This is a genomic window from Afipia sp. 1NLS2 (assembly GCF_000178995.1).
In the GTDB taxonomy this organism is placed as follows: Bacteria; Pseudomonadota; Alphaproteobacteria; order Rhizobiales; family Xanthobacteraceae; genus Afipia.
The window spans coordinates 301602-324624 of record NZ_ADVZ01000005.1 but is presented as its reverse complement, the minus strand read 5'-3'; the positions used below and the strand labels follow the sequence as shown (position 1 = coordinate 324624).

Annotated in this window: 31 protein-coding genes; 27 read left to right on the top strand and 4 right to left on the bottom strand. The window is 62.9% G+C overall.

Annotated elements, in window-relative coordinates:
- Positions 1–10: 10 nt before the first annotated feature.
- The 18 genes from rpsQ (at position 11) to AFIDRAFT_RS17685 (ending at position 10721) form a co-directional block, all read left to right on the top strand.
- Entirely contained in the window at positions 11–259 is a 249-nt protein-coding gene (gene rpsQ, locus AFIDRAFT_RS17770; protein WP_009341052.1) for a 30S ribosomal protein S17, read from the top strand.
- Between the two features lie 119 nt (positions 260–378).
- Entirely contained in the window at positions 379–747 is a 369-nt protein-coding gene (gene rplN, locus AFIDRAFT_RS17765) for a 50S ribosomal protein L14 (RefSeq protein ID WP_002715379.1), read from the top strand.
- A complete protein-coding gene (gene rplX, locus AFIDRAFT_RS17760) occupies positions 747–1061 on the top strand; it encodes a 50S ribosomal protein L24 (protein WP_009341051.1) in 315 nt (104 codons plus the stop codon). Before rplN ends, rplX begins: the two co-directional genes overlap by 1 nt.
- Complete coding sequence (rplE, locus tag AFIDRAFT_RS17755; protein WP_009341050.1) at positions 1054–1611, top strand: 50S ribosomal protein L5; 558 nt, start codon at positions 1054–1056, stop codon at positions 1609–1611. Before rplX ends, rplE begins: the two co-directional genes overlap by 8 nt.
- A 48-nt stretch (positions 1612–1659) precedes the next feature.
- The gene (gene rpsN / locus AFIDRAFT_RS17750) at positions 1660–1965 is read left to right on the top strand and encodes a 30S ribosomal protein S14 (RefSeq protein WP_009341049.1); all 306 of its coding nucleotides are present in this window, start codon (positions 1660–1662) and stop codon (positions 1963–1965) included.
- Between the two features lie 10 nt (positions 1966–1975).
- Complete coding sequence (gene rpsH / locus AFIDRAFT_RS17745) at positions 1976–2374, top strand: 30S ribosomal protein S8 (RefSeq protein WP_009341048.1); 399 nt, start codon at positions 1976–1978, stop codon at positions 2372–2374.
- Positions 2375–2387: 13 nt separating this feature from the next.
- Complete coding sequence (gene rplF / locus AFIDRAFT_RS17740; RefSeq protein WP_009341047.1) at positions 2388–2921, top strand: 50S ribosomal protein L6; 534 nt, start codon at positions 2388–2390, stop codon at positions 2919–2921.
- An 11-nt stretch (positions 2922–2932) separates the two neighbouring features.
- On the top strand, positions 2933–3295 hold the full coding sequence (gene rplR / locus AFIDRAFT_RS17735) for a 50S ribosomal protein L18 (RefSeq protein WP_009341046.1): 363 nt from the start codon (positions 2933–2935) through the stop codon (positions 3293–3295).
- Between the two features lie 51 nt (positions 3296–3346).
- Complete coding sequence (gene rpsE / locus AFIDRAFT_RS17730) at positions 3347–3925, top strand: 30S ribosomal protein S5 (protein WP_009341045.1); 579 nt, start codon at positions 3347–3349, stop codon at positions 3923–3925.
- Positions 3926–3951: 26 nt separating this feature from the next.
- Positions 3952–4146, top strand: coding sequence for a 50S ribosomal protein L30 (gene rpmD / locus AFIDRAFT_RS17725; RefSeq protein WP_009341044.1), 195 nt, complete (start codon positions 3952–3954; stop codon positions 4144–4146).
- 11 nt (positions 4147–4157) lie between these two features.
- Positions 4158–4679, top strand: coding sequence for a 50S ribosomal protein L15 (gene rplO / locus AFIDRAFT_RS17720; RefSeq protein WP_009341042.1), 522 nt, complete (start codon positions 4158–4160; stop codon positions 4677–4679).
- Positions 4680–4788: 109 nt separating this feature from the next.
- Positions 4789–6120: a preprotein translocase subunit SecY gene (secY, locus tag AFIDRAFT_RS17715; protein WP_009341040.1), complete on the top strand. Its 1332-nt coding sequence runs from the start codon at positions 4789–4791 to the stop codon at positions 6118–6120.
- Positions 6117–7085 (top strand): adenylate kinase, encoded by a 969-nt coding sequence (locus AFIDRAFT_RS17710; RefSeq protein WP_009341038.1) that lies wholly within the window; start codon positions 6117–6119, stop codon positions 7083–7085. The genes secY and AFIDRAFT_RS17710 overlap by 4 nt, the downstream gene beginning before the upstream one ends.
- A 179-nt stretch (positions 7086–7264) precedes the next feature.
- Positions 7265–7633, top strand: a complete 369-nt coding sequence (gene rpsM, locus AFIDRAFT_RS17705) for a 30S ribosomal protein S13 (RefSeq protein ID WP_009341036.1) — start codon at positions 7265–7267, stop codon at positions 7631–7633.
- 95 nt (positions 7634–7728) lie between these two features.
- On the top strand, positions 7729–8118 hold the full coding sequence (rpsK, locus tag AFIDRAFT_RS17700; protein WP_009341034.1) for a 30S ribosomal protein S11: 390 nt from the start codon (positions 7729–7731) through the stop codon (positions 8116–8118).
- A gap of 115 nt (positions 8119–8233) precedes the next feature.
- Positions 8234–9253, top strand: coding sequence for a DNA-directed RNA polymerase subunit alpha (locus tag AFIDRAFT_RS17695; RefSeq protein ID WP_009341032.1), 1020 nt, complete (start codon positions 8234–8236; stop codon positions 9251–9253).
- Positions 9254–9358: 105 nt separating this feature from the next.
- Positions 9359–9778, top strand: a complete 420-nt coding sequence (gene rplQ, locus AFIDRAFT_RS17690) for a 50S ribosomal protein L17 (RefSeq protein WP_009341031.1) — start codon at positions 9359–9361, stop codon at positions 9776–9778.
- A gap of 148 nt (positions 9779–9926) precedes the next feature.
- Entirely contained in the window at positions 9927–10721 is a 795-nt protein-coding gene (locus tag AFIDRAFT_RS17685) for an SDR family NAD(P)-dependent oxidoreductase (protein WP_009341029.1), read from the top strand.
- A gap of 16 nt (positions 10722–10737) precedes the next feature.
- Here the strand turns inward: AFIDRAFT_RS17685 and AFIDRAFT_RS17680 are convergent, their stop codons facing one another.
- Both AFIDRAFT_RS17680 and AFIDRAFT_RS17675 read right to left on the bottom strand, forming a co-directional pair.
- Positions 10738–11745 (bottom strand): ABC transporter substrate-binding protein, encoded by a 1008-nt coding sequence (locus AFIDRAFT_RS17680; RefSeq protein ID WP_009341027.1) that lies wholly within the window; start codon positions 11743–11745, stop codon positions 10738–10740.
- A gap of 19 nt (positions 11746–11764) precedes the next feature.
- A complete protein-coding gene (locus AFIDRAFT_RS17675; protein ID WP_009341025.1) occupies positions 11765–12775 on the bottom strand; it encodes a zinc-binding alcohol dehydrogenase family protein in 1011 nt (336 codons plus the stop codon).
- Positions 12776–12915: 140 nt separating this feature from the next.
- Between AFIDRAFT_RS17675 and AFIDRAFT_RS17670 the strand changes: the two genes are divergently transcribed.
- The 9 genes from AFIDRAFT_RS17670 (at position 12916) to AFIDRAFT_RS17630 (ending at position 20981) form a co-directional block, all read left to right on the top strand.
- Positions 12916–13326: a winged helix-turn-helix transcriptional regulator gene (locus tag AFIDRAFT_RS17670; protein WP_009341023.1), complete on the top strand. Its 411-nt coding sequence runs from the start codon at positions 12916–12918 to the stop codon at positions 13324–13326.
- Between the two features lie 69 nt (positions 13327–13395).
- Positions 13396–14796 carry a DegQ family serine endoprotease gene (locus tag AFIDRAFT_RS17665; protein ID WP_009341022.1) on the top strand — a complete coding sequence of 467 codons (1401 nt, stop codon included), beginning with the start codon at positions 13396–13398 and terminating at the stop codon, positions 14794–14796.
- A gap of 31 nt (positions 14797–14827) precedes the next feature.
- Entirely contained in the window at positions 14828–16159 is a 1332-nt protein-coding gene (locus tag AFIDRAFT_RS17660; protein ID WP_009341020.1) for a replication-associated recombination protein A, read from the top strand.
- A complete protein-coding gene (locus AFIDRAFT_RS17655) occupies positions 16156–17397 on the top strand; it encodes an RluA family pseudouridine synthase (protein WP_009341018.1) in 1242 nt (413 codons plus the stop codon). The genes AFIDRAFT_RS17660 and AFIDRAFT_RS17655 overlap by 4 nt, the downstream gene beginning before the upstream one ends.
- Positions 17398–17405: 8 nt before the next feature.
- On the top strand, positions 17406–17765 hold the full coding sequence (locus AFIDRAFT_RS17650) for a hypothetical protein (protein WP_009341016.1): 360 nt from the start codon (positions 17406–17408) through the stop codon (positions 17763–17765).
- Between the two features lie 20 nt (positions 17766–17785).
- Positions 17786–18562 (top strand): ATP12 family chaperone protein, encoded by a 777-nt coding sequence (locus AFIDRAFT_RS17645; protein ID WP_009341014.1) that lies wholly within the window; start codon positions 17786–17788, stop codon positions 18560–18562.
- A 71-nt stretch (positions 18563–18633) separates the two neighbouring features.
- Positions 18634–20310 carry a flagellar hook-length control protein FliK gene (gene fliK / locus AFIDRAFT_RS20440; RefSeq protein ID WP_009341012.1) on the top strand — a complete coding sequence of 559 codons (1677 nt, stop codon included), beginning with the start codon at positions 18634–18636 and terminating at the stop codon, positions 20308–20310.
- Positions 20307–20582, top strand: coding sequence for an EscU/YscU/HrcU family type III secretion system export apparatus switch protein (locus AFIDRAFT_RS20435; protein WP_009341010.1), 276 nt, complete (start codon positions 20307–20309; stop codon positions 20580–20582). The genes fliK and AFIDRAFT_RS20435 overlap by 4 nt, the downstream gene beginning before the upstream one ends.
- Positions 20583–20663: 81 nt before the next feature.
- Complete coding sequence (locus AFIDRAFT_RS17630) at positions 20664–20981, top strand: twin-arginine translocation signal domain-containing protein (RefSeq protein ID WP_009341008.1); 318 nt, start codon at positions 20664–20666, stop codon at positions 20979–20981.
- Positions 20982–21010: 29 nt separating this feature from the next.
- Here the strand turns inward: AFIDRAFT_RS17630 and AFIDRAFT_RS17625 are convergent, their stop codons facing one another.
- Both AFIDRAFT_RS17625 and AFIDRAFT_RS17620 read right to left on the bottom strand, forming a co-directional pair.
- Positions 21011–22027: an alpha/beta fold hydrolase gene (locus AFIDRAFT_RS17625; protein ID WP_009341006.1), complete on the bottom strand. Its 1017-nt coding sequence runs from the start codon at positions 22025–22027 to the stop codon at positions 21011–21013.
- 103 nt (positions 22028–22130) lie between these two features.
- On the bottom strand, positions 22131–22991 hold the full coding sequence (locus AFIDRAFT_RS17620) for a hypothetical protein (RefSeq protein WP_009341004.1): 861 nt from the start codon (positions 22989–22991) through the stop codon (positions 22131–22133).
- Between the last annotated feature and the right edge of the window lie 32 nt (positions 22992–23023).

Below are 23023 nucleotides of genomic sequence, written 5' to 3'. Positions count from 1 at the left end.
GGCGAGCCAGATGCCGAAGCGTACTCTCCAGGGCGTCGTCGTCAGCGACAAGCAGGACAAGACAGTTGTCGTGCGTGTCGACCGCCGCTTCACCCATCCGATCTACAAGAAGACCATTCGCCGGTCCAAGAACTACCATGCGCACGACGAGAACAATCAGTTCAAGGCGGGTGACACGGTCTGGATCGAGGAGAGCAAGCCGCTCTCGAAGTTGAAGCGCTGGACGGTTGTCCGGGGCGAAGAGAAGAAAACCGCTTGAGAAACGTCCGGCATCCGCCGGATGGCTTTCGGGCAAACCGTTTGAAATAGGCACGAAAACCGATTTCGGGATCGTGCTGTTAAGCGCTCTAGCGCATAGAAAGAGGACGAGGTGCATCAATGATTCAGATGCAGACCAACCTCGACGTGGCCGATAATTCCGGCGCGCGCCGTGTCATGTGCATCAAGGTGCTTGGAGGCTCCAAGCGCCGTTACGCCACCGTTGGCGACATCATCGTCGTGTCCATCAAGGAAGCCATTCCGCGCGGAAAGGTGAAGAAGGGCGACGTGATGAAGGCCGTGGTCGTGCGTGTTGCGAAGGACATTCGCCGCGCCGACGGTTCGGTGATCCGTTTCGACCGCAACGCCGCCGTGCTGGTGAACAACCAGTCCGAGCCGGTCGGCACCCGTATCTTCGGGCCCGTGCCGCGCGAGCTGCGCGCCAAGAACCACATGAAGATCATCTCGCTCGCGCCGGAGGTGCTGTAATGGCCGCCAAGATCCGCAAAGGCGACAAGGTTATCGTTCTGACCGGCCGCGACAAGGGTCGTACCGGCGAAGTGTTTGAAGTGCGTCCGTCGGAAGGCCGCGCGCTGGTTCGTGGCGTCAATCTGGTGAAGCGTCACCAGAAGCAGACGCAGCAGCAGGAGGGCGGCATCATCTCCAAGGAGAGCCCGATCCACCTGTCGAACATCGCGCTCGTCGGCAAGGACGGCAAGCCGACCCGCGTCGGTTTCAAGATTCAGAAGGATGGCACCAAGGTGCGCATCGCCAAGAGCTCGGGAGCTGAGATCGATGGCTGAGAATGCATATATTCCGCGCCTGCGCACGGTGTATGACCGCGACATCCGCGGCAAGCTGACCGAGCAGTTCGGCCTCACCAATGCGATGCAGGTTCCGCGTCTGGAGAAGGTCGTGCTCAACATGGGCATCGGCGAGGCCGTCAACGACCGCAAGAAGGTCGAGCTGGCAGCGAACGATCTCGCGCTGATCGCCGGTCAGAAGCCGGTCGTCACCCATTCGCGCAAGGCGATCGCGACCTTCAAGCTGCGCGAAGGCCAGGCCATCGGCGCCAAGGTCACGCTGCGCAAGGCGAAGATGTACGAATTCATCGACCGCCTCATCAATGTGGCCCTGCCGCGCGTGCGCGACTTCCGTGGCCTCAACCCCAAGAGCTTCGACGGCCGCGGCAACTATTCGCTCGGCCTGAAAGAGCACATCGTGTTCCCGGAAATCGACTACGACAAGTCGGGCGAGACCTGGGGCATGGACATCACGGTTTGCACCACCGCCGCCAACGACGAGCAGGCGAGGGCGCTGTTGACCGCATTCAATTTCCCGTTCCGGCAGTGAGACGCTGAGCCAGGCGTTTCAGACGCGGAAAGGTATGGAGACTATCGAATGGCTAAGAAGAGTTCGATCGAGAAGAATAACCGGCGTCAGAAGATGACGAAGAATGCCGCCGCCAAGCGCGCGCGGCTGAAGGCGATCATCTCCGACAAGACGAAGCCGATGGAAGAGCGCTTTGCCGCAACCATCAAGCTTGCCGAGATGCCGCGCAATTCGTCTGCGACCCGCATCAAGAATCGCTGCGAGATCAGCGGCCGGCCTCATGCGGTCTATCGCAAGACCAAGATGAGCCGCATCGCGATCCGTGACTTCGGTTCCCGGGGCCTGATCCCGGGTCTCGTCAAGTCGAGCTGGTAAGGAGGGGCGCATGTCAACGCACGATCCGATCAGCGATCTCATCACCCGCATCCGCAACGCGCAGATGCGCTCCAAGTCCAAGGTTTCGACCCCGGGCTCGAAGATGCGCGCCAACGTTCTCGAAGTGCTGAAGTCCGAGGGTTACATCCGCGGCTACGCCAGCGTCGAGCACAAGAGCGGCCACAACGAGCTTGAGATCGAGCTGAAGTATTTCGACGGCGAGCCGGTCATCAAGGAGATCGAGCGCGTGTCGAAGCCGGGCCGCCGGGTTTACGCGTCGGTGAAGAACCTGCCGCGCGTCAAGAACGGCCTGGGCATTTCGGTGCTGTCGACGCCGAAGGGAATCATGGCCGACCACGCCGCGCGCGACGCGAACGTGGGTGGCGAAATTCTCTTCACGGTGTTCTGAGGAAGGATAGAAGATGTCACGCGTAGGCAAACGGCCCGTCGCGATCGCCTCGGGCGTCACCGCGAATATCGACGGTCAGACCGTCAAGGTGAAGGGCCCGAAAGGCGCTCTGCAGTTCACCGTGCACGACGACGTGTCGGTGGAACTGAAGGACAACGTGATCCGCGTCGCACCGCGCTTCGAGACCAAGCGCGCGCAGTCGCTGTACGGCACCGCGCGTGCCCAGATCGCGAACCTCGTCGAGGGCGTCACCAAGGGTTTCGAGAAGAAGCTGGAAATCACCGGCGTCGGCTACCGCGCGGCTTTGCAGGGCAAGAACCTGCAGCTCTCGCTCGGTTACAGCCATGACGTGATTTATCCGATCCCGGAAGGCATCACGATCACGGTGCCGAAGCCCACGGAAATCACCATCGTCGGCAACGACAGCCAGCGCGTCGGCCAGGTTGCGGCCGAGATTCGCGGCTATCGCCCGCCTGAGCCTTACAAGGGCAAGGGCGTGAAGTACGCCAACGAATTTATCTTCCGCAAGGAAGGCAAGAAGAAGTAACGGAGCCGGTCATGTCGAAACTCAAGGTCACGAATGCCCGGCGCAAGCAGCGCGTGCGCAATTCCCTGCGCCGCAATGCTGGCGGCCGTCCGCGCCTCTCGGTGTTTCGCTCGTCGAAGCACATCTACGCTCAGGTCATCGACGACCTGAAGGGCGAGACGCTCGCGTCCGCTTCTTCGCTGGAAAAGACGATGCGCGACACCGGCAAGACCGGCGCCGACATCGATGCGGCGAAGGCTGTCGGCAAGCTCCTCGCGGAGCGCGCCGTGAAGAACGGTGTGAAGGAAGTCATTTTCGATCGTGGTGGCTATCTCTACCACGGTCGCGTCAAGGCTCTGGCTGATGCGGCTCGCGAAAGCGGGCTGAGCTTCTAATTTTGGTTTCAAAGGACAGAGGCTTGAGCCTCTCAAGGATTGGACAGAACAATGGCAGCTGAACGCGAACGCGGTGGACGCGAACGGGGCGGTCGGGATCGGGAAGAGCGCGACAGCGAGTTCGTGGACAAGCTCGTCCACATCAATCGCGTCGCCAAGGTGGTGAAGGGCGGCAAGCGCTTCGGCTTTGCTGCACTCGTCGTCATCGGCGACCAGAAGGGCCGCGTCGGCTTCGGCCACGGCAAGGCTCGCGAAGTGCCGGAGGCGATCCGCAAGGCAACCGACTCGGCCAAGCGCAACCTGACCCGCGTCGCATTGCGCGAGGGCCGCACGCTGCATCACGACATCGCTGGCCGTCACGGCGCCGGCCGCGTCTACCTGCGTGCAGCACCTGCCGGTACCGGCATCATCGCCGGCGGCCCGATGCGCGCCGTATTCGAGACGCTCGGCATCCAGGACGTCGTCGCCAAGTCGGTCGGTTCGTCGAACCCCTACAACATGGTTCGCGCCACCTTCGACGCGCTGAAGCACCAGGATTCGCCGCGCTCGGTGGCCAACCGCCGCAACATCAAGGTTTCCGCGCTTCAGGCGCGCCGCGTCGGCGGCGATGCCGAGGCATCTGCGGACTAACCGGACGCTGATTGGAGTTTAGGACAATGGCCAAGGCCGCAAAAACCATCAAGGTCGAACAGACCGGCAGCGCGATCCGCCGTCAAAAAGCACAGCGCGAGACCCTGATCGGTCTGCGCCTCAACAAGATCGGCCGCGTCTCGGAGTTGCAGGATACGCCTTCCGTGCGTGGCATGATCGCGAAGGTTCAGCACCTCGTTCGCGTCGTCGACGAGAAGTAAGGAACAAGACAATGAAGCTCAATGAGATCGCCGACAACGAAGGCTCGCGCAAGAAGCGCATGCGCGTCGGCCGTGGCATTGGCTCCGGCAAGGGCAAGCAATCCGGCCGCGGCGGCAAGGGCCAGACCGCGCGTTCTGGCGTGCGCATCAAGGGCTTTGAAGGCGGCCAGATGCCGCTGCATCGCCGCCTGCCGAAGCGCGGGTTCAACAACATCTTCCGCATCGAACTGTCGGAAGTGAACCTGGACCGCTTGCAGGAAGCCATCGACGCCAAGAAGCTCGACGCCAAGGGCACCATCAACGCTGAGTCGCTGGTAAAGTCCGGCGTGCTGCGCCGCTCCAAGGGCGGCGTTCGGCTGCTGGGCCGTGGCGAACTGAAGTCCAAGATCACCGTCGAAGTCCACGGCGCCACCAAGTCGGCGATCGAGGCGGTCGAGAAGGCCGGCGGTTCGGTGAAGATCCTCGCTCCGGCGAAGGATGAGGCGGCCCAGAAGGCTGCCGCCAAGAAGGGTAAGAAGGCGAAGGCTTCCTAAAGAATCATGCCCGGCATTGCGCCGGGCATTTGCGTTGCTACCTCTTGACTGACCTCAAGACGGCGATGGCGGGCGAAAGCCGGTCATGAAGTGAAAGGACCGATACTCAATGGTCTCCGCAGCGGAACAGCTCGCAGCCAATCTCAATTTCTCCTCGTTTGCAAAAGCCGACGAACTCAAGAAGCGCATCTGGTTTACGCTAGGTGCGCTCGTTGTTTATCGGCTGGGCACTTACATCCCGCTGCCGGGCATCGATCCGAGCGTCTGGAGTCAGGTGTTCAAGTCGCAGGCGGGCGGCATTCTCGGCGTGTTCAACATGTTCTCCGGCGGCGGCATCGACCGCATGGCCGTGTTCGCGCTGAACATCATGCCCTACATCTCGGCCTCCATTATCATTCAGCTCCTGCAGACGGTTTCGCCGCAGCTCGAGGCGCTGAAGAAGGAAGGCGAGGCCGGCCGCAAGATCATCAACCAGTACACGCGCTACCTCACGGTGGTGCTCGCGGCGTTCCAGGCCTACGGCATCGCGATCGGTTTGCAGGGTGCGGGCAATGTCGTGTCCAATCCGGGCATGTTCTTCTTGCTCTCGACGGCGGTGACGCTGACCGGTGGCACCATGTTCCTGATGTGGCTCGGCGAGCAGGTGACCTCGCGCGGCATCGGCAACGGCATCTCGCTGATCATCATGGCGGGCATCGTCGCCGAATTGCCGACGGCGATCGCCAACACCCTCGAGCTCGGCCGTCAGGGCGCGCTGTCGACGGTAGTGATTCTCGCGATCCTGATCATGGCCGTGGTCGTCATCGCGGTGATCGTGTTCGTCGAACGCGCGCAGCGCCGCCTCCTGATCCAGTATCCGAAGCGTCAGGTCGGCAACCGGATGTTCGAGGGGCAGTCCTCGCATCTGCCGCTCAAGCTCAACACTTCGGGCGTGATTCCGCCGATCTTCGCGTCGTCGCTGCTCTTGCTGCCGACCACGATCGCGAGCTTCAACGCGGGCAAGGGACCGGAATGGTTTCAGTGGCTCACGACGCAGCTCGGCCACGGGCGTCCGCTGTTCCTGATCCTGTATCTGGCGCTGATCGTCTTCTTCACGTTCTTCTACACGGCCATCGTGTTCAACCCGACCGAGACGGCCGACAATCTGAAGAAGCACGGCGGCTTCATTCCCGGCATCCGTCCGGGTGAACGCACGGCGGAATATATCGATTACGTTCTGTCCCGCATCACGGTGATCGGCGCGATTTATCTTGCCGCCGTCTGTCTCGTGCCGGAAATTCTGATCTCGTATGCGTCGGTGCCGTTCTATCTTGGCGGCACCTCGCTCCTGATCGTCGTCAGCGTGACGATGGATACGGTCGCGCAGGTACAAGGCTACATGCTGGCTCACCAGTATGAAGGCTTGATCCGCAAATCGAAGCTGAGGGGCCGCCGTAAATGAGACTCATCCTTCTCGGGCCGCCGGGGGCGGGCAAGGGAACACAGGCACAACGACTGGTTCAAAGACACGGCATCGTTCAACTCTCCACCGGAGACATGCTGCGCGCAGCCGTCGCCGCGCAGACCCCGACGGGTCTGATCGCGAAAGACATCATGGCCAGCGGTGGATTGGTGCCGGACGAGGTGGTGGTCAGCATCATCGCCGACCGGATCGAGCAGGATGACGCCAAAAACGGATTCATTCTCGACGGCTTCCCGCGCACCGTGCCGCAGGCGGAAGCGCTCGATGCTCTCCTGAAAAAGAAGAAGCTCAAGCTCGACGCCGTGATCGAGTTGCGCGTCAACGAAAGCGCGCTGCTGGCTCGCGTCGAGAAGCGCGTCGCCGAGATGCTGGAGCGGGGCGAGAGCGTCCGGGCCGACGACACGCCGGAAGTGCTTTCGAAGCGGCTTGCGAACTATCGCGAGCAGACCGAGCCGCTGGTCCATCACTATTCCGACAAGCGCAAGCTCATCACCATCGACGGCATGATGCCGATCGAGGAGGTCACCGCCGAAATCGAGCGCGTGCTCGCGGCGGTCACCAAGGCTGACGAGACGACCCAGGCGGCCAAGCGGAAGGTTGCCGCCAAGCGGGCCGCAAGCCCGTCCAAGGCCCCGAAAGCGGCCAAGAAGACATCCTCCAAGGGGGCTAAGGCCAAGGTCAAATCCAAGGCTAAATCCAAGGCCAGGCGGGTGGTTAAGAAGGCGACTAAGAAGGTCGCCAAGAAAGCCATCGGTAAGGCCGCCAAAAAGGTATCTAAATCCTCCTCCGCAACCCGTGGAGGCGGCAAGAAGAAGGCAGCCAAGGCCGCCGGGAACCGGACCGGCCGAGCCGCCAAGGCGGCAGCCGGACGGGGCCGGAAGGCGGCGAAAAAGGTCGCCAAACGCCGTTCCAAGCCCGCCAAACGGTTGACGAAACGGCGGTGAATCCTTTAATACCCAGCATCCAGTCGGATAGGTTTCAGACGATGCCGGGCCCCAAAGTTGAAAAGGGCAGGGCGTCGTGTTTGCTTTTGGGAATTCGGTCGTCCGAATCCAGACAGCCAGCAGGCGCCCCGACTAAATAAGAAAGCAGCCGCCCGAGGGTGGCGACAGGAGTGAAGACCGTGGCCCGTATCGCAGGCGTCAATATCCCGACCAACAAGCGCGTCATCATCGCGCTTCAGTACATCCATGGCATCGGCCAGAAGAATGCCGCCGACATCATGGAGAAGGTCAAGATTCCGCTCGACCGTCGTGTGTCGCAGTTGAGCGACGCCGAAGTCCTGCAGATTCGCGAAATGATCGACCGCGACTATCTCGTCGAGGGCGACCTTCGCCGCGAAGTCGGCATGAACATCAAGCGCCTGATGGACCTCGGCTGCTATCGCGGCCTGCGTCATCGCCGCGGCCTGCCGGTGCGCGGTCAGCGCACGCACACCAACGCCCGCACCCGCAAGGGTCCGGCGAAGGCGATCGCCGGCAAGAAGAAGTAAGCAAACGAATCTGCGGCGTGAGGCTGTCTCGTCTCGCGTCGTTCGGTGTAGCCGCTGGCATTACGGCGGCGTTGAGATCTTGAAAAGGAACTGAAATGGCTAAAGAAGCTGGGCGCGTCCGCCGTCGTGAGCGCAAGAACATTGCCTCTGGCATCGCGCATGTGAACTCCTCATTCAACAACACCACGATCACCATCACCGACGCGCAGGGCAACACCATTGCCTGGTCGTCGGCTGGCACGATGGGTTTCAAGGGATCGCGCAAGTCGACCCCGTATGCGGCGCAGGTTGCCGCGGAGGACGTTTCCAAGAAGGCGCAGGAACACGGCATGCGCACGCTCGAAGTCGAGGTTGCTGGTCCGGGTTCGGGCCGTGAGTCGGCGCTGCGTGCCTTGCAGGCGGCGGGCTTCACCGTCACCTCGATCCGGGACGTGACGACGATCCCGCACAATGGTTGCCGGCCGCGCAAGCGCCGCCGCGTCTGATGTGACTTACCGGTCGCGGGCGAGTTGTCCGCGGCCGTCTTGAATTGATGCCGCGCGGAATAAGCCGCGCTCTCCAACGCCGGGGCCAGAGCTCCGGAATGTCAGGGGTGAAAACGTGACGATCCAGAAAAATTGGCAAGAACTTATCCGTCCGAACAAGCTCCAGGTTACGCCGGGCGCCGACGCGACTCGCTTCGCCACCGTGGTGGCTGAGCCGCTGGAGCGTGGCTTCGGCCAGACGCTCGGCAACGCGCTGCGCCGCGTGCTGCTGTCCTCGCTGCAGGGTGCGGCGGTGCAGTCGGTTCACATCGACGGCGTGCTGCACGAGTTCTCCTCGATTGCCGGTGTGCGCGAGGACGTCACCGACATCGTGCTCAACATCAAGGACATCTCGGTCAAGATGCAGGGCGAAGGCCCCAAGCGCATGGTGATCAAGAAGCAGGGTCCGGGCGTTGTCACCGCCGGTGACATCCAGACCGTGGGCGACGTCGTCGTCCTCAACCCCGAGCTTCAGCTCTGCACGCTGGACGATGGCGCTGAAATCCGCATGGAGTTCACCATCAACACCGGCAAGGGCTACGTCGCCGCCGACCGCAACCGTCCGGAAGACGCGCCGATCGGCCTGATCCCGGTCGACAGCCTGTTCTCACCGGTCCGCAAGGTGTCCTACAAGGTCGAGAACACCCGCGAGGGTCAGATTCTCGACTACGACAAGCTGACGCTGACCATCGAGACCAACGGCGCGATTTCGCCTGAGGACGCGCTCGCTTATTCCGCGCGCATCCTGCAGGACCAGCTCAACGTGTTCGTCAACTTCGAAGAGCCGCGCAAGGAAGTGGTGCAGGAGATCATTCCGGATCTCGCCTTCAACCCGGCCTTCCTCAAGAAGGTGGACGAGCTCGAACTGTCGGTTCGCTCGGCCAACTGCCTGAAGAACGACAATATCGTCTACATCGGCGACCTCGTGCAGAAGTCGGAAGCGGAAATGCTCCGCACCCCGAACTTCGGCCGCAAGTCGCTGAACGAGATCAAGGAAGTGCTGGCCCAGATGGGTCTGCACCTCGGCATGGAAGTGCCCGGCTGGCCGCCGGAGAATATCGACGAGCTGGCCAAGCGCTTCGAGGATCACTACTGAGACCATCGTCATGGCCGGACCATCCGGCCATGATTTCGCGGGCGAACGCAGGAAGCCCACCTGAGAAACGCCGACACGCCGTCGGATAGATTGAGGATCAAGATTATGCGTCACGGAAAAGTTCATCGTAAGCTCAACCGCACGGCGGAACACCGCAAGGCGATGTTTGCCAACATGGCGGCGGCGCTCATCAAGCACGAGCAGATCGTCACCACGCTGCCGAAGGCGAAGGAGCTTCGCCCGATCGTCGAGAAGCTCGTCACGCTGGGCAAGAAGGGCGGCCTCGCGCTGCGCCGTCAGGCCATCAGCGAGCTGCGCGACCACGATCAGGTCAAGAAGCTGTTCGACGTGCTGGCTGCCCGTTACAAGGACCGCCAGGGCGGCTACACCCGCATCATCAAGGCCGGCTTCCGCTACGGCGACAATGCCCCGATGGCGGTGATCGAGTTCGTCGACCGCGACGTCGATGCCAAGGGCCAGGATTCCGGCCCGGTGCAGGAGAAGGCCGAGTCCGAGGCGGCGTAAGCCGGGCCCGATTCACCTGACGACGAGAACAATCAGCGGCGCTTCGGCGCCGCTTTTTTGTGCGTGCCGCCACCGACACTTTTCTGCGAACGATGATGGCGTCCGTCACGGGGTGTGACCATATCGGTGTCAGCCAAAGGAGGTTCTCATGAAAATCGATTTGTCCGGCACCACAGCGCTCGTCACCGGTTCGACCGGCGGCATCGGTCACGCCATCGCCAAGGGCCTTGCGGGAGCAGGGGCCGATGTCATCGTTAATGGCCGCAGCCAGGCCAAGGTCGATCAGGCTATCGCGTCCATCGGCAAGATTGCACCGTCGGCGAAGGTGCGCGGCGTTGCGGCTGACGTGTCGACGGCGGAGGGCTGCGCGGCTCTCGTGAAGGCCGTGCCGCAGGTCGATATTCTTATCAACAATGCCGGCATCTTCGAGCCGAAGCCGTTTTTCGATATTCCGGACGAGGACTGGCATCGGTTCTTTAACGTCAACGTCATGTCGGGCGTGCGGCTGTCGCGGGCCTATATGCCGGGCATGCTGGAGAAGAACTGGGGACGGATTGTTTTCATCGCCTCCGAATCCGCGATCATGATCCCGAAAGAGATGATCCATTACGGCATGACCAAGACCGCGCAATTGTCGGTCTCACGCGGATTGGCCGAGATGACCAAGGGCACCGCCGTGACGGTGAATGCGGTGATGCCGGGGCCGACGATGTCGGAGGGCGTAGAGACGTTCGTGGCGGATCTCGCCAAGCAGAACGGCCAATCGGTCGAGACGGCAGCGGCGAATTTTATCAGGGAGCACCGGCCGTCGTCGCTGATCCAGCGGTTTGCGACCGTGGACGAGGTCGCCAACATGGTGGTGTATGTCGCTTCGCGCGAAGCCTCGATCACCAACGGCGCTGCGCTGCGCGCTGAAGGCGGACTGGTGCCGACGATCGCCTGATCGATTTGCGGACCGTTTAAGGGGCCGCTTTCAGGAAGCGGTCGTCGAAGGTGTTCTCGAGCTTGACCGAGGATGCCTTGAAGCCCGGATCGGTCTTGGCGATCAGGTCGAGCGATGTTTCCATGTCCTTGCGCGACATGGAGCCGTCGATCGAATAGCTCTCGCGCGAGTTCTCCAGTGCCTTGAGATAAAGCGCCTTGTCGCCGAGCCAGTATTCGTGCGGCACGACCTCTGCGATCTGCTCCGGCGTGGCCTTGGAGAGCCACGTCAGCGTCTTCTTGAAGACGTTGACCAGCGCCTGCACCGTCTTCGGGTTTTTGTCGATGAAGTCCTTCTTCATGTAGAGCACGGCGGCCGGGTTGGTCGCGCCGAACACATCCATGGTGCCTTTGGTTGTCCGCGTATCGACAATGACCTTGATGTCGCCGGTCTGCTCCAGCTTGGTGATGACCGGGTCGAGATGCGAGATGGCGTCGACCTGCTTGTTCTGAACCGCCGCGACCGCCTGCGCGCCGCTGCCGACGCCGATGAAGGAGGCATCGTGCGGGCTCAGGCCGTTCTTGATCATGAGGTATTGCACGAGACTGTGCGTCGATGAGCCCGGCGCGGTAATGCCGATATTCATGCCTTTCAGGTCGGCGATTGATTTGAAATTCGCGGCCTTGTCCTTGCGGACGGCCAGCACGATGCCCGGATAACGTCCGAGCACGATGACGGCGCGAATGTCCTGCCCCTTCGCCTGCATGCGGATGGTGTGCTCATAGGCGCCGGTGACCACGTCCAGCGAGCCACCGATCAGCGCCTGCAACGATTTGGCGCCGCCGCCGAAATCGTTGATCTGAACGTCGAGCCCGGCTTCCTTGAAGTAACCCAACCGCTCGGCCAGCGTCAGCGGCAGGTAATAGAGCAGGGGCTTGCCGCCGACGCCGAGTGCGATGCTTTTCTTTTCCAGCGCCTGCGCGAACGAAATGGACGTGGAAAGCGCGAGAATTGCCGCGGCTGCGATCAGCTTTACGATTTTCATGTAGCCCCCGTTTTGGCGTCTACCATCCCTCCAGCACGATCTTACCGATGGACTTGCCGCTTTCAATGGTGGCGTGGGCGGCCCGCAGGTTCGAAGCGGTGATCTTGCCGAACACCTTGTCGAGCGTGGTCTTGATTTCGCCGGCGTCGATCATGTCGGCAACCCGGTTGAGCAGGTGGTGCTGCGCGACCATGTCGGGCGTCTGGAACGTCGAGCGCGTGAACATCGATTCCCAGCGCAGCGAGCCTGCCTTGAACTTGATGAGGGTGATGTCGAGCGGCGGCGGATCGTCGATCAGGCCGATCACGCCCTGCGGCGCGAGGATATCCGCCATCGCCTTGAAATGCTGGTCGGTCGCGGTCAGCGATGCCATCCACGCGACCGGCGGCAGGTTCAGCTTCTCGATCTGCTCCTTCATCGGCTGGGAATGATCGACGACATGATGCGCGCCGAGATCGAGGCACCACTCGATCGTTTCCGGCCGGGAGGCGGTGGCGATCACGGTGAGGCCGGTCAGCTTGCGCGCGAGCTGGATCATGATCGAGCCGACGCCGCCGGCTCCGCCGATGATGAGCAGCGTGCGGTTGTCGGCCTTGCCCTGTGCAATGCCCATCCGGTCGAACATCAACTCCCATGCGGTGATCGAGGTCAGCGGCAGGGCGGCTGCCTCGGCGAACGACAACGTGCGCGGCTTGCGCCCGACGATGCGTTCATCGACGACATGGAATTCGGCATTGGTGCCCTGACGGACGAGCGAACCGGCATAGAACACCTCGTCGCCCGGCTGGAATAGCGTCACCTCGGAGCCGACGGTGTCGACGATGCCCGCGGCGTCGTAGCCCAGGATTTTGTATTCGCCCGCGGGTGGGGTGGCACGCTTGCGCACCTTCGTGTCGATCGGATTGACCGACACCGCCTTGATCGCGACGCGGATGTCACGCGGCCCGGGTTCGGGCTTCGGCACGTCGCAGTCGAGCAGGGAGCGCTCGTCCTCGATCGGCAAGGGTTGCTGGTGTCCGACGGCCTTCATTCCGCGTCTCCTTTGGTCTTGAATATGCCCCATAAGGAGCCGTCGGGACGTTATTTGCAAGTACTGTCGAGGATGTGAGATAGTACCATAATTGATACCATGGAATTCGCGCCCGGCTTTGCCGGAATGCGGAAAGGCTCATGATGAAGCGCAAGAACGGCCAAGGGAACGACCAAGGGAGCGGTCGCGGCGAAGCAGGCTGCGCGGTCGAGGTCACGCTGGGGCTGATCGATGGCAAGTGGAAGGGCGTGATCCTGTTTCACTTGCAGGAGGGTTTGCTCCGGTTCGGCGAGCTGCGCCGGAAAATGCCGGGCATCACCCAGCGGATGCTCACCAAGCAGTTGCGGGCGCTGGAGGAAGACGGGCTGATTACCCGCACGGTCTATCCGGAAGTGCCGCCACGCGTGGAATATGCGCTGTCGCAGACCGGCCAGCGGCTTCGCCCGGTCATCGATGCCCTGCGGGCCTGGGGCATCGAGCACAAGGCCCGGCTGGCGGCAGCCAGCGCAGCCTCGCAAAAACCAAAAATCGCCCGCAAACGTGCGGCGTGACGGATTCTCCGGCTCGCCTCCCGTGCGTAGCCCCATTATATCGATGCTCTTTCACAGCGGAATTCATGCATGATTGTTTCTCGCATCTTCGGTTTGGCTGTCCTTTCATTCGCGACCCTCGCGGCCGCACCCGTTGTCGCGCAGGACCGGGTGGTGCCGTCCTCGATGAATCAGTTGCGGTTGTCCTATGCGCCGATCGTGCAGCATGTGCAGCCTGCGGTGGTGAATGTGTATGCCGCCAAGATCGTGCAGAACCGCAATCCGCTTCTGGACGATCCGATTTTCCGCCGCTTCTTCGGCGTGCCCGGCGGCCAGCAGGAGCAGATGCAGCGCTCGCTCGGCTCGGGCGTGCTGGTGGATTCCTCCGGCCTCGTGGTGACGAACAATCACGTCATCGAGGGCGCGGATCAGGTCAAGGTGTCGTTATCCGACAAGCGCGAGTTCGAGGCCGAGATCGTATTGAAGGACAGCCGCACCGACCTTGCGGTGCTGCGCCTCAAGGGAACGCACGAGAAATTCCCCACGCTCGATCTCGCCAATTCCGATGAATTGCAGGTGGGTGACGTGGTGCTCGCGATCGGCAACCCGTTCGGCGTCGGCCAGACGGTGACACACGGCATTGTCTCGGCACTGGCGCGGACACAGGTCGGCATCACCGATTATCAGTTCTTCATCCAGACCGATGCGGCGATCAACCCCGGCAATTCCGGCGGCGCGCTGGTGGACATGCAGGGCAAGCTCGTCGGCCTCAACACCGCGATCTTCTCGCGCTCGGGCGGCTCGCAAGGCATCGGCTTCGCGATCCCGGCGAACATGGTGCGCGTGGTGGTCGCGTCCGCCAAGAGCGGCGGCAAGGCCGTGCGGCGTCCGTGGCTCGGCGCGCGGTTACAGGCCGTGACGCCCGAAATCGCCGAAACGCTCGGCCTGCCGCGCCCGAGTGGAGCGCTGGTGACGAACATTGCCCCGAACAGCCCGGCAGCGAAGGCGGGCATGAAGGTTTCCGATCTCATTGTGTCGATCGACGGCCAGAACGTCGATGACCCCAACGGGTTCGACTATCGCTTCGCCACCCGGCCGCTTGGCGGCACAGCGCAGGTGGACGTGCGGCGGCAGAACGTCGTCATCAAGCTCAAGGTGCCGCTGGAGGTCGCGCCCGACACCGGTCGCGATGAAATCGAACTGAAGTCGCGTTCGCCGTTCCAGGGCGCGCGGGTTGCCAATATCTCGCCGGCGCTTGCCGATGAGTTGCGGCTGGATTCCAATGTCGAAGGCGTGGTCGTCACCGCGGTGGCCGACAATGCGCTGGCCTCGAATGTAGGCTTCCAGAAGGGCGACATTATCACCGCCGTGAACGGCAAGACCATCGCAAAAACCAGCGATCTGGAGCAGGTGACCAGCGAACCGGCGCGGCTCTGGCGCATTACCATCATTCGCGGCGGCCAGCGCATCAACGTCACGTTGGGCGGATAACGGCGGGGCCGGGAGAGCAGGCAGGTTCTTCATGAACGCAAAGCGCGCCGCGCCATCTGCGAATCTCTTTGCCGCCGCAGGGCTGGAGCAGGACGCGCCGCGTCCGCTGCCGGAGAAATTGCGTCCGCATGCGCTCGCCGATGTCGTGGGGCAGGACCACATTCTCGGGCCGGACGGCGCGCTGACGCGCATGCTGGAGACGCGTACGCTCGGCTCGCTGATCTTCTGGGGGCCGCCCGGCACCGGCAAGACCACGGTGGCACGGCTGTTGGCGGATGCCACCGAACTGCATTTCGAGCAGATCTCGGCGGTGTTTTCCGGCGTCGCGGACCTGAAGAAGGTGTTCGACGCCGCGCGCGCGCGTCGCGAAACCGGCAAGGGCACATTGTTGTTCGTCGATGAGGTGCATCGCTTCAATCGCGCGCAGCAGGATTCATTCCTGCCGGTGATGGAAGACGGCACGGTCGTGCTGGTCGGTGCGACCACGGAAAATCCGTCGTTCGAGCTCAACGCGGCGCTGCTGTCGCGGGCGCGCGTGCTGGTGTTTCATTCGCTCGACGATGCCGCGATCGAAAAGCTCTATGCACGGGCCGAAGAAATCGAGGGCCGGGCGTTGCCGCTCGATTCCGAGGCGCGCGCCGTGCTGGTGCGGATGGCTGACGGCGATGGGCGCGCGGCGCTGACGTTGGCGGAAGAAGTCTGGCGCGCCGCCCGTGCCGACGAGGTATTCAATGCGGCGCAGTTGCAGGAGATCCTGCAGCGGCGCGCGCCGATCTACGACAAGTCCGCCGACGGTCATTACAACCTGATCTCGGCCTTGCATAAATCGGTGCGCGGCTCCGACCCCGATGCCGCTCTCTATTATCTCGCACGGATGCTCGATGCGGGCGAAGACCCCCTGTTCCTGGCGCGGCGCGTGGTGCGAATGGCGGTGGAAGACATCGGCATGGCGGACCCGCAGGCGCTGGTCGTCGCCAACGCCGCCAAGGATGCCTATGACTTTCTCGGCTCGCCCGAAGGCGAACTCGCCATCGCCCAAGCAGTCGTGTATGTCGCGACCGCGCCGAAATCGAATGCCTCCTACAAGGCCTTCGGCGCGGCGATGCGCACGGCGAAACAGGCGGGTTCGCTGTTGCCGCCCAAGCACATCCTCAATGCGCCGACCAAGCTGATGAAGGCCGAAAACTACGGCGAAGGCTACGAATACGACCATGACACGCCGGAAGGTTTTTCCGGGCAGGACTATTTCCCGGAGGCGCTTGGCCGCCAGACCTTCTACAATCCGCCCGAGCGCGGCTTTGAGCGCGAGATTCGCAAACGCCTCGATTACTGGGCGAAACTGAGAAAAGACAAATCGTCATGAGCCGGCGTTTCCGCAAACCCCTCGAAAAGAAATCGGTGCGCGAGGCCAAGAAAGGCGAGAAGCGTGGCGACAAGCGCGCCAAGCCGTCTTTCGCCAAAAAGGGCTCGGACAAGCGCGGGCCGACCCAGCGCTCGTTCGACAAGCCGGGTGCGCGGTTTGGCGATCAGAAGCCACGCCGCCCGGCGAAGGCCGCGCACGAGGCGTTTCCCGAGGTGCGGGAGGAGAAGAAGCCCGCGCCACCTTTGCCGACCAAGGTGCAGACCGTTGTCGTCACCGCCGACGAGAACAACATGCGGGTCGATCGCTTTCTTGAGGCGCGGTTTCCGGGCCTGTCGTTCTCCCATATCCAGCGCATCGTCCGGAAGGGTGAATTGCGCGTCAACGGCAAGCGCGCCGACAGCAAGGATCGTCTTGAGGAAGGCCAGAGCGTTCGCATTCCGCCGCTGAAGCTCGACGCGCCGAAGACGGGCGGCAACCTCTCCGAGGCCGCGACCAAGACGCTCGAAGAATTGCGCAAGATGATCCTGTTCGAGGACGCCGACGTGATGGTACTGAACAAGCCCGCGGGCTTGGCCGTGCAGGGCGGCTCGGGCCTGTCGCGTCATGTCGATCAGATGCTGGAAGTGATGCGCGACGCCAAGGGCCAGCGGCCGCGTCTCGTGCACCGGCTCGACCGCGAAACCTCCGGCTGCTTGCTGATCGCCAAGACACGCTTCGCGGCGTCCGTGCTGACCGGCTCGTTCCGCCATCGCTCGGCGCGCAAGATCTATTGGGCGTTGGTCGCTGGCGTGCCGAAGCCGAAGCAGGGGCGCATATCGACCTATCTCGCCAAGGAAGAGAACGAGGAAGATTCGATCATGCGCATCGCGGAGCACGGCGACGAGGGCGCCGCCCACGCCGTGACCTATTATGCGGTGGTCGAGGCTTCCGCCCAGAAGCTCGCCTGGGTGTCGCTCAAGCCGGTGACCGGCCGCACGCATCAGTTGCGCGCCCATATGGCGCATATCGATCACGCCATCGTGGGCGATCCTAAATATTTCAACAAGGAGAACTGGCAGCTTCCGGGCGGGTTACAGAAGCGGCTGCATCTTCTGGCGCGCCGCATCGTTATCCCGCATCCGCGCGGCGGCGTGATCGACGTGACCGCGCCGTTGCCGCCGCATATGCTGCAATCTTGGAATCTGCTCGGGCTCGAGGCTGACAGGTTCGACCCGATCGAGGATGCGCCGGAAGAGTAGGGTGTTCCATGCGCAAGCTGGTTGTCGTCTGTCTGTTATGCATCGCGCCGCTTGGCGCAACTGCGTTCGCGCAGATCTACACCACCCCCAGCGGCAGAGCGGTGCTTCCGCCGCCGCCGGCTCCACCGCCGCCACCGGCCATCACGGTGCCGCAGGTGCCGACCATGAATTCCCCGCCGCCGTTCGCGTTGCAGAACACGACGCCCGGCTACGTGCAGGAAGGCAAGCCGCCGAAACAGGTGCTCAAGCCGCAGAAGCGGGATTCCTTCGGCCAGCGGATGTCGCACTGTCTCGATGAGGGCGCCGCGATGGGTCTTGGCCCCGGCCAACGCTCGGCCTATGCCCGCAACTGTGCCCACCAGCGATAAGAGAAAGAGAAGTTCGCAATATGCGTGAGTTGTTCGACGAGGCACAGGGCCATTCGCCGCTCGATCCGCGGGAAGCCTCGCGCAAATCCTCAACGACGCCGCTGCGCAAGCGTTTCTATGAATCGGCTGGCGTCGCAGAGACTCCGGAGGGCTTTGCGGTCACGCTTGACGGCAAGCAGGTGCGCACACCCGGCAAGCGGTTCCTGAGTGCTCCCGTGCGCGAGTTGGCCGAGGCGATGGCGGCGGAGTGGGGCGCGCAGACGGATTCCATCGACCCGCTGTCGATGCCGGTGACGCGACTGGCGAACAGCACCATCGACGGCGTTGCGGACGACGTGGCGGCGGTGCGCGACGACATCGCGAAATATTTCGACACTGATCTCTTGTTCTATCGCGCGAGCTTTCCCGAGGAACTCATTGCCCGGCAAGCCGAACATTGGGACCCGGCACTGCGCTGGCTGGCCGATGAACTGGGGGCGCATTTCATCCTCGCCGAGGGCGTGATGCATGTGAAGCAGCCGGAGCCCGCAGTTAAAGCGGCACGTCAGGCTTTGCCCGAAACCCCTTGGGCGGTCGCCGCGATGCATGTGGTGACGACGATCACCGGATCGGCGCTGCTGGCGCTCGCATTATATCGCAAGGCGCTGACGCCGGATGAGGTCTGGGCCGCGGCGCATGTCGATGAGGACTGGAACAGCCAGCAATGGGGCGCGGACGAGGACGTAACGCAGCGCCGTGCCCAGCGGCGGCGCGATTTCGATGCTGCCGTGAAGGTGCTGGAGGCGGTTCCGCGCTAGATGCCGGGGCGCTAGTTAACGAGAGATTAACGACGCGACGATACCGTGGGCTCCGAACTCGCGGAGCGTTCATGGCCATCAGCATCAATCCGATCACGCCGGTGATTGCCGCCGATGCAGTCTCGCCTTCGGTGACGCTGCAACCCGGCAGCGTGATCGACGCCAGGGTGCTGCAGGTGCTGGCAAACGATTTCGTGCGCATCGCCGTCGCCTCGCTGTCGATCGAGGTAGCGTCCGAAGTACCGTTGCAGGCCGGGCAGACGTTACAACTTGCAGTGTCGCAAACGCCGGACGGCGTGCGCCTGCAGATCGTGCCGCAGGCGGCGCCTGACACATCCTCTCCAGCGCAGCCTGCAACGCTCGTCAGCCCCTCCATTGCGCCGAGCGCACCTTCGGTTCCGAGCGATGCGCAAGGTGTCTCCGTCACCCGGCCGCTGACGCCGCTTGAAGTCGTCGCGGTTGCCAAGGCATTGCAGGCCGCCGCAGGACAGCAGGGCAGCCTGTCGCCGCTGTTCGCCAATCTCACGGTGGCGGCAACCTCCAGCCAGGTGCCCGATGTGTTGCAGCAGGCGGCGCATTCGCTGCTCGCAGGCCGCCCGGCGCTGAGCGAGAATTTGAGCGGCGACGACATCGCGACCGCATTCCGGCAGTCCGGGCTGTTCTACGAACAATCGCAGAAACAGGCGGTGGCCGCGCCCGCGAGTGTTTCGACGAACGCAACGGCTGCACCGGACCTCAAGGCCGCGCTGATCGTGTTCAGGCAGATCCTCGGCTCGTGGCTTGGCGACGCCGCACAGCCGCCGCTGGATGAAGCCGCCGTACCCGGGCAATTCGCGCAGCAAGGGCAGGCGCGAGCGCAGGCCGAGATCGCGGCACCTTCGATCGCGCCCGCAGCCGTGCCCGTAGCAGAGATGGAAGAGATCATGCTGCCCGGTGCGGTGGTGCAGGTCACGAGCGAAGTTGAAGTCGAGGATCTGGGCGATCCGACGTTTCCTGTGCGCGATGCTTCAGCCTTGCTTTCGGGCAAAGGCACAGCGGCGGCGCCAGCTGATTCTCTACAAATGATTTTGCGTGCGTTCCCGAAAGGCGTGCAGGATGCGGTGGCGTCCTTGCTTGCGGAGGAGGGCGCGTCACTCGCGCAGTCCGCAGCGGCAGGCCATGCGGTTGCGGCGGATGCCGATGGCGTGCCGCCACCATTCCGTGGTGCGGCGACATCCGCGCAACCCGCCGTGCCACCGACGATCGACCATCGTACACCGGCGGACGCCGTGGCGCATCGCCTGCTCGACGACACCGATGCCGCGCTCGCGCGCCAGACGCTGTTGCAGATCGCGTCATTGCCGGATCAGACCACGCACGCCAAATTCGATCCGACGGCGCGCTGGAATTTCGAGGTTCCGTTCGCGACCCCGCAGGGCACGGCGGTGGCGCAATTTGAAATCTCGCGCGATGGCGGTGGCGAGAATGCGTCGGCCGAAGCGCCGAGCCGGGTCTGGCGCGCGCGTTTCTCCATCGATCTCGAACCGGCGGGTCCGGTGCATGCGCAAGTGTCGCTCGCGGGAGAGCGGACATCGGTACGGATGTGGGCGGAGCGCAGCGCGACGACCGAGCGTCTGCGCGCCGAAGCGCCGCAGCTTTCGGCGGCCCTGCGCGAGGCCGAGCTGACGCCGGGCGATATCGTGATCGGCAGCGGCGTGCCGCCCGCGCAGTCCGCGCCGAGCGGGCATTTTCTGGATCGCGCGCTATGACGACGACAACAACTCCGATCCAGAACACGCTTGCGGTTGCGCTGCATTACGATCGCAAGGGCGCGCCGCGCGTCGTCGCCAAGGGCAAGGGCGAGATCGCGAAAAAGATCATCGAAGTCGCCAGCGAACACGATGTCGCCATTCAGGAGAATGAAGTGCTGGCGGGCGCGCTCTCCAATGTCGAGATCGGCGACGAGATTCCGGCTGAACTCTACAGAGCGGTAGCGGAGGTTCTGGTCTTCGTCATGCGGTTGTCGGGTAAAATCCGCTGATTGGGGAACTTGTTCAATTCAGGTGACGTTCATCCCGCAGCGGCGAGGCTGGCTGCTGGAGGCAGCGAGAAGGGATTGAACATGGAAAGACGTGACTTCCTGAAGATCGCTTTGGGCATGGCCGCAGGCGCGGTCGTGACAGCGCGTGCGGCGCAGGCCATGACGCCGACGCCATCGCCGCTCACGAAAGAGCCGCCAAGTCCCGAAACCGAGGCCAAGCCCGCTGTTGCGACGTCGCAGGATGTCGAGGGCGCGAAGGTGGAGAAGGTGCGCTGGCATCATCGTCACTGGCACCGTCATCACTGGCATCGCCGCCGTCACTGGGGCTGGCACAGGAGGCATTGGCGCCGCCGGCACTGGCGTCATCGCCATTGGCGCCGCCGCTATTACTATTATTGAGATGAAGGGGCGGGAATTTCCCGCCCCGATTATTTCGATGCCAGGAAATCCAGCATCAGCTTGTTGAACTTTTCCGGCTCCTCCAGAAAAGCCAGATGCCCGGCATGGGGAATGATCTCCGCACGGCCATGCGGCATTTTCGCTGCCAGTGCGCGGGCGAGATCGGCGTTGTGGCCCATTTTCGGCCGCAGCGCCTCGGGCGCGTTCGGCTTGCCCGGCGCGTTGTGATCGTCCTCGCCCATGATGAACAGCGTCGGTTCGGTAATAAGCGGAATTTCATGCGCCACCGGCTCGCGGTAGATCATCTGCGCCGAATTCACAAAGGCGCGCAGCCAGCGCGGATATTCAGGGCTCTGCTTGATGCCGAAGCGCGCATCGATGAACGGCGTGATCTGCTCAGGTGGCAGTTTCAGCGAATAGTTGTTGACGAGCTGTTTGCGGTAGGCCTCGGCGGTGAGCTTGTCTTCATGCGCCAGAATTTTCTCGGTCGGAGTCGGCGGCACATAGAGCCGGTAATCCTCGAGTCCGATCGGGTTGGTGAGAATAAGGTGATCGACGCGATCAGGGTAGGCGCGTGAGATGCGCACCGCCAGCATGCCGCCGAGCGAGTGGGCGACAATATCGGCCCTTGGAATCTGTAAATGATCGAGCAGCGCGATGGTGTTGCGCGCCAGCGTGTCGAAATGCAGGTCGAAGGTCGGCTTGGAGGATTTGCCGAAACCGATCTGGTCCGGCACCACGACGCGGTAGCCGTTGTTGCTCAGCACCTTAATGACGGGCGCCCAGTAGCTCGACGGGAAATTGCGCCCGTGCAGCAGGACCACGGTGCGGCCATTCGGGCTGGTCGCCGCGACATCCATATAGGCCATCCGCACCTGTTCGCCTTCATTGACCAGTGGCAACAGATGAACGGGGTAGGGGTACGGATAGCCCTCCAGCCCGATGCCGTAAGGCTCCTTCTGCGGCGTGTCATTCGCGGCGGGCGTTTGCGCGTGAGCGACGCCCAACGAGGCAAGCAGCAAGATGGCGGCATAGAGATGCTTCATGATCGTCTCCCGGATGGAATGGCATCATAGGAGATCGCGCGAATGCCGCGAAGGCGGCAGCCGCTTGCCGCGCATCACATCCTGCTGATGGATTGGTGAAAGCTCAGAGCTTCGGGGAGCCGCCCGACGAGGCTTTCTGCGGTGCGTTTTTCTCGGCCGCGCGCGCCTCGTTGTCGATCTTCGCCGCGCTTGCGATGCGCTTGAAGTCGATCAGGGTGAAGACGGCCTTGCCGACGCGATCCTTCGCGCTGCCGGAAGACAATGCAATGTCGAGAAGCGCGTCGCAGTTGGCGTTCTTCGCGTCCTTGGCAAGCTGATCGAGCGATTTCTCCGGCTCGGCCTGAACATGCTTCAGCACCGCGACGCAACTGCCACGGCCATTGGAATCGTTGAGCGCAACGGCGGCCCTCGGGCTGATCGGTTCGTTGAGCGCGGTCACGGCGCCCTCGGGTGTATACTTCTGCTTGACGGAGACGGTTTTTCCGCCCTTGTAGAAATAATACAGCCTGCCGTCTCCGATCGCGGTGGGCTTGCCGTATTTATCGGTCACGCGCTGGATCATCTCCTGCTGCGTGGGCTGCTTGTCCTTGGCGAAGCCGAGATCGCGAGCGATGTAATAGGCGAAATTGCCGCTCGCGGGCGAGGTGAAATGCACCTCCATCGATTCCGCGCCATGGTCCTTGCTTGCCGGCGCGTCGAATCTCATGAAGGTGGCGTAGGTCACGTCGGTGCTGCCGAACTTCTGCTGGGTGGCCTGCGGTTTGGCGTTCGGGAAATCCTTCAGATAGGCCTCGAACGTGCCGCCGACCTTCGCGGCGTCGTCGCTGCTGGAAATGCCGATGATATCGGGGCGTAATTTTCCGGAAAACGCGGTGTCCGGCGTTTTCGGCTTGATGTCATAGGCCATCGCCATGGAGGCCGCCGAGACCAGCGCCGCGCCGGTCAGCATCAATGATCGCAACATGAACCGCCCCAGTCCTGAAAGCCTGTCAAAAG

Bases quoted from the DNA above. Each gene is read 5' to 3' on its own strand.
- rplO (WP_009341042.1), top strand. From the start codon at position 4,158: ATGAAGCTCAATGAGATCGCCGACAACGAAGGCTCGCGCAAGAAGCGC.
- rpsQ (WP_009341052.1), top strand. From the start codon at position 11: ATGCCGAAGCGTACTCTCCAGGGCGTCGTCGTCAGCGACAAGCAGGAC.
- AFIDRAFT_RS17660 (WP_009341020.1), top strand. From the start codon at position 14,828: ATGAACGCAAAGCGCGCCGCGCCATCTGCGAATCTCTTTGCCGCCGCA.
- AFIDRAFT_RS17685 (WP_009341029.1), top strand. From the start codon at position 9,927: ATGAAAATCGATTTGTCCGGCACCACAGCGCTCGTCACCGGTTCGACC.
- fliK (WP_009341012.1), top strand. From the start codon at position 18,634: ATGGCCATCAGCATCAATCCGATCACGCCGGTGATTGCCGCCGATGCA.
- AFIDRAFT_RS17650 (WP_009341016.1), top strand. From the start codon at position 17,406: ATGCGCAAGCTGGTTGTCGTCTGTCTGTTATGCATCGCGCCGCTTGGC.
- AFIDRAFT_RS17630 (WP_009341008.1), top strand. From the start codon at position 20,664: ATGGAAAGACGTGACTTCCTGAAGATCGCTTTGGGCATGGCCGCAGGC.
- AFIDRAFT_RS17620 (WP_009341004.1), bottom strand. From the start codon at position 22,991: ATGTTGCGATCATTGATGCTGACCGGCGCGGCGCTGGTCTCGGCGGCC.
- rpsN (WP_009341049.1), top strand. From the start codon at position 1,660: ATGGCTAAGAAGAGTTCGATCGAGAAGAATAACCGGCGTCAGAAGATG.
- AFIDRAFT_RS17665 (WP_009341022.1), top strand. From the start codon at position 13,396: ATGATTGTTTCTCGCATCTTCGGTTTGGCTGTCCTTTCATTCGCGACC.
- AFIDRAFT_RS17655 (WP_009341018.1), top strand. From the start codon at position 16,156: ATGAGCCGGCGTTTCCGCAAACCCCTCGAAAAGAAATCGGTGCGCGAG.
- rplQ (WP_009341031.1), top strand. From the start codon at position 9,359: ATGCGTCACGGAAAAGTTCATCGTAAGCTCAACCGCACGGCGGAACAC.
- rpsE (WP_009341045.1), top strand. From the start codon at position 3,347: ATGGCAGCTGAACGCGAACGCGGTGGACGCGAACGGGGCGGTCGGGAT.
- AFIDRAFT_RS17625 (WP_009341006.1), bottom strand. From the start codon at position 22,027: ATGAAGCATCTCTATGCCGCCATCTTGCTGCTTGCCTCGTTGGGCGTC.
- AFIDRAFT_RS17670 (WP_009341023.1), top strand. From the start codon at position 12,916: ATGATGAAGCGCAAGAACGGCCAAGGGAACGACCAAGGGAGCGGTCGC.
- AFIDRAFT_RS17675 (WP_009341025.1), bottom strand. From the start codon at position 12,775: ATGAAGGCCGTCGGACACCAGCAACCCTTGCCGATCGAGGACGAGCGC.
- rpsK (WP_009341034.1), top strand. From the start codon at position 7,729: ATGGCTAAAGAAGCTGGGCGCGTCCGCCGTCGTGAGCGCAAGAACATT.
- rplF (WP_009341047.1), top strand. From the start codon at position 2,388: ATGTCACGCGTAGGCAAACGGCCCGTCGCGATCGCCTCGGGCGTCACC.
- AFIDRAFT_RS20435 (WP_009341010.1), top strand. From the start codon at position 20,307: ATGACGACGACAACAACTCCGATCCAGAACACGCTTGCGGTTGCGCTG.
- rplX (WP_009341051.1), top strand. From the start codon at position 747: ATGGCCGCCAAGATCCGCAAAGGCGACAAGGTTATCGTTCTGACCGGC.
- rplE (WP_009341050.1), top strand. From the start codon at position 1,054: ATGGCTGAGAATGCATATATTCCGCGCCTGCGCACGGTGTATGACCGC.
- AFIDRAFT_RS17710 (WP_009341038.1), top strand. From the start codon at position 6,117: ATGAGACTCATCCTTCTCGGGCCGCCGGGGGCGGGCAAGGGAACACAG.
- rpsH (WP_009341048.1), top strand. From the start codon at position 1,976: ATGTCAACGCACGATCCGATCAGCGATCTCATCACCCGCATCCGCAAC.
- rpmD (WP_009341044.1), top strand. From the start codon at position 3,952: ATGGCCAAGGCCGCAAAAACCATCAAGGTCGAACAGACCGGCAGCGCG.
- rplR (WP_009341046.1), top strand. From the start codon at position 2,933: ATGTCGAAACTCAAGGTCACGAATGCCCGGCGCAAGCAGCGCGTGCGC.
- AFIDRAFT_RS17645 (WP_009341014.1), top strand. From the start codon at position 17,786: ATGCGTGAGTTGTTCGACGAGGCACAGGGCCATTCGCCGCTCGATCCG.
- rplN (WP_002715379.1), top strand. From the start codon at position 379: ATGATTCAGATGCAGACCAACCTCGACGTGGCCGATAATTCCGGCGCG.
- secY (WP_009341040.1), top strand. From the start codon at position 4,789: ATGGTCTCCGCAGCGGAACAGCTCGCAGCCAATCTCAATTTCTCCTCG.
- AFIDRAFT_RS17680 (WP_009341027.1), bottom strand. From the start codon at position 11,745: ATGAAAATCGTAAAGCTGATCGCAGCCGCGGCAATTCTCGCGCTTTCC.